We start from the raw sequence: 3,837 nt of genomic DNA, 5'->3' as shown, positions 1-3,837 counted from the left end.
GACAAGACCCAGATGGGATGGGAAATCTACCCCGACGGGTTGCACGATGTGCTGGTGCGCATGGCGCGCGATTATGTGGGCGACCTGCCGATTTTTGTTACAGAAAATGGCATGGCATGGGCTGACACTGTTGAAGACGGTGCGGTCTATGACCCTGTGCGCGTGGCCTTTGTATCCGATCACTTTCTGGCCGCCAAACAGGCTATCGCGGATGGTGCCAATGTGCAGGGCTTTTTCTATTGGTCGTTGCTGGACAATTACGAATGGGCCTTTGGTTATGAAAAACGCTTTGGCATGGTGCATGTCGATTTTGACACCTTGCAGCGCACGCCCAAGGCATCCTATCACGCGCTGAAGTCCGCAATTTCCAGATAAGGGGCAAGAACATGGGACATCCTGCGAACATGTATTCCCTGGTGGCTGACATCGGCGGCACCAATACAAGGGTTGCCTTGGCAAAGGGCCGCAGCATCGTTGACGGCACGATCCGGCGTTATGCCAACAGCGATTTTCCCGGCCTTGAATCCGTGCTGCAACGCTATATCGGCGACGAAGGCGGGATTGACCCCAAGGCTGCTTGTGTTGCTGTTGCCGGGCCGGTGCGCGATGGGCGCGCGACAATGACGAATCTCGATTGGACGATTGACAAGACGACGCTAGCTCGGGCCACAGGCGCCGAAACCGTGGCGATCCTGAACGACCTGCAAGCGCAGGGTCATGCCTTGGGTCATATCGACCCGGCCAACATCCGTAACATTCTGCCCGGACAGCCAGCGCATCAAAATGCCGCGAAGCTGGTCATCGGCGTCGGCACAGGCTTTAACACGGCCCCGGTTTTCGATCTGGCGCAGGGCCGCATCGTCACGCCATCCGAAAGCGGCCACGCGAACCTGCCGATCCGCGACGCCATGGAATTGCGCCTGTGCCAGTTCGTATCAACCGCACACGGGTTTCCCGCGGTCGAGGATGTGCTATCAGGCCGCGGGCTGGAACGGGTCTATGCCTTTCTGGGCCGCGAGGCCGACGACCCGTGCGAAAGTGCCGCCAAGGATATCATGGCCGCCTGCAATGATGATAGCGACGACCGGGCCGTTGCGGCGGCACGGCTGTTCACACGGATATTGGGCACGGTTTGTGGCAATATGGCGTTGATCCAACTGCCCTTTGGCGGCGTTTATCTTGTTGGTGGGGTCGCGCGCGCCTTTGCCCCGCATCTGAGCCGGTTCGGATTTGGTGACGCGTTTCGTGACAAAGGCCGGTTTGCCGGGTTCATGGGAAATTTCCCTGTCAATGTGATCGAAGATGATTATGCCGCATTGACAGGATCAGCCGCGCATCTGGTCGGCCTGACCGGCGATAATGGCGACGACGTCACATCGTCACGCAACACGGTCGCCGACCTCTAGCTGCTGCTGAACCGTCATCGTCAATGCGTTTAGCGAAAACGGCTTGGGTAGAAACACCGAATTCGGTATCTGCGGTTTGCCATCGCCAAAAGCATCTTCGGCATATCCGGACACAAAAACAACCTTTGTCTCCGCGCGCTTTTTCAGTGCCTTGCGCACCCAAGTCGGCCCATCGAGACCGGGCATGATGACATCGGTCACAAAAACATCAACCTGCAATTCCGCATCCTCCAGAAGATCAAGCGCCGCCTCGGCACAGTCCGCCTCGAGCACGGTATAGCCATGCAAACGTAAGGCGCGCGATGCAAAAGCCCTTACCGGCGCTTCGTCTTCGACCAAAAGGATGACGCCGTCGGCATTTGTGTTCATGACCCGCGGACCACTATCGGAACTGGAAATCGGGGCCGCGACCGGCAGATCAAAGCTGGGAAACAACAGCGAAAACTGCGTGCCTTGGTCAACTTTGCTTTCCGCAAAAATAAAGCCACCCGTTTGTTTGACGATCCCATAAGCCGTCGAGAGACCAAGCCCCGTCCCCTCACCCGTGCGCTTGGTGGTATAGAACGGTTCGAAGATCTTGGGCAGCTTTTCAGGCGGGATGCCATGCCCTCTGTCAACTACCTTGACCACGACATATTCACCAATCGGCACAACGGCCCGATCCTTGATCATTTGTGTCTTAAGGGTCAGGTTTTCGGTTGATATTTTGATTTCGCCGCCATCTGGCATTGCATCGCGCGCGTTCACGACCAGGTTCATCAGAACCTGTTCCAATTGCCGTTTGTCAGCCTTGATTTGCGCCAGCGCCGGGTCATGATGCAATGTCAGCGTGACCTTTTCGCCCACAAGCCGGTTCAGCAAATGGGTCAAATCTGCCAGAGTTTCACGCAAATCGATGACTTCAGGTTGCAGATTCTGTTTGCGCGAAAATGCCAGAAGCTGGCCCACAAGGCTGGCCGCGCGGTTGGCATTCTGGTGTATCTGGATCAGGTCACTATAGTTTTGATCACCTTCATCATGGCGCAGTAGCAAAAGATCGCAATGGCCCGAAATTGCAGTCAGCAGATTGTTGAAATCATGCGCCACGCCACCGGCCAACTGACCAATCGCCTGCATTTTCTGGCTTTGCACGAATTGCGCTTCCAGTGTTTTGAGTTCGGTGACATCGTTCAAAACCGCAACCAAATGTTGGTCAGCGGGATCACCCGAAGGGTTGAGCGTGACTTGCACAAAGGTGTCCTGTTTTTTGCCGCGCCCGCGCAAGAAATGCGATACATGCCCGCCGCGGCCCTCTGCCGCCTCGCGAAGCCAGTCATTGATCGGGCGCCCCAGACCATCCAGAAGTTCGGCGATCTGAAACATTGCTGCATCGTCGGCGATCCCCATTAATTGGCGCGCTTCCCGGTTGGATCCAAGAACAGACCCGTTGCGTGCAATCTTCATCAGGGGCACCGGCAAATGTTCGATCTGGTCCCAACCGGCCCGCAACGGCGGCGCAGCCTGTTGTATGTTGTTCCCAGGCAAAACAATGACGTTGCGCCCGTCAGCACGCCCTGTAATCACGGCAACAATCGCACGCACGGGCCCGTTGGTTGTCTGCACCGTATGCATCTGCCCCGAGACCAACGGCAGGTCCAGAAACACATCTGACAAGGCCTTTGGCCGTTGGCCCAAGACATCGCGACAGGCATCGTTGATGTGAACGACAGTATCATTCGGGCCAACGGTCATCATCGGCAAAGTAGCGGCATCGCCGGCCTGCGCATTCCCGCTATCACCCAGATCGTCTAGCCGCCAGACCAGACAATCAGCAGCAAATACGGACAAACCCAACCGAAATTGACCATTGCGGGTGACAATTTTTTCTTTCGCGGCACCTGTGGCTTTTGCCCGGTGCTGCAAGCGGCGCATGACATCTTCGGGGTTGGCAATCATCTTGCCTAGCAGATCGGACAGGGCGGCACCGTCACAAAGACCAAAACGATCGGTCGCGACAGCATTCGCGGCACACACCACGCCGGTGGCGCCCGTCAGAAAGGCATGATCGGGGTCCGCCCTGATCGCGGTGCGGGCTGCGGCATCTATGCGGTTGCGCCAAAAACCACCCCAACCAAGATGCAAAGTCAGACCTGCCGCCAAAAGCAATAAAATCATCCCGGCAATCTGTATCGATAGTCGCATCCAGAAAGGTGTGGCAAGCGGTAGAAGACTGAAAGCGACCACAAGACACAGAAGGCCCGCTAAGGCTAACACAAGCAAATGATGGTTTCGTCTAGGGGCAAATGCGCGCGTCACCTCGAACGACTGGTCTGATGGCACCACTTAACCCTCTTGCTTGACCGGCACGATCATGAGGCAATTTAATTAATAAATCATTAATACAGATAAAACATCACCAGGCAACACTTATAGGTTGTCAGCCTGACGGCGC

3 protein-coding genes are annotated in these 3,837 nt (G+C 56.2%); 2 read left to right on the top strand and 1 reads right to left on the bottom strand.

The genetic code is table 11. The features are described 5' to 3' along the window. Together IBX59_RS14815 and IBX59_RS14810 are read left to right on the top strand one after the other, a co-directional pair. A partial coding sequence (locus tag IBX59_RS14815; RefSeq protein WP_296376945.1) for a family 1 glycosylhydrolase occupies positions 1-375 on the top strand: 375 nt, incomplete at its 5' end. Positions 376-386: 11 nt separating this feature from the next. After that, complete coding sequence (locus tag IBX59_RS14810; RefSeq protein ID WP_296376943.1) at positions 387-1,406, top strand: glucokinase; 1,020 nt, start codon at positions 387-389, stop codon at positions 1,404-1,406. On the opposite strand, the gene IBX59_RS14805 is transcribed toward IBX59_RS14810, so the two are convergent. Continuing rightward, on the bottom strand, positions 1,380-3,560 hold the full coding sequence (locus IBX59_RS14805) for an ATP-binding protein (RefSeq protein WP_296376941.1): 2,181 nt from the start codon (positions 3,558-3,560) through the stop codon (positions 1,380-1,382). The genes IBX59_RS14810 and IBX59_RS14805 overlap by 27 nt on opposite strands. Positions 3,561-3,837: the final 277 nt, after the last annotated feature.

This window comes from Yoonia sp. (genome assembly GCF_014859355.1).
GTDB lineage: Bacteria > Pseudomonadota > Alphaproteobacteria > Rhodobacterales > Rhodobacteraceae > Yoonia.
This window is presented reverse-complemented; position numbering and strand designations above follow the sequence as displayed.

Coding starts and splice junctions, on each gene's coding strand:
- IBX59_RS14810 (WP_296376943.1), top strand. CDS start 387: ATGGGACATCCTGCGAACATGTATTCCCTGGTGGCTGACATCGGCGGC.
- IBX59_RS14805 (WP_296376941.1), bottom strand. CDS start 3,560: ATGATTTTATTGCTTTTGGCGGCAGGTCTGACTTTGCATCTTGGTTGG.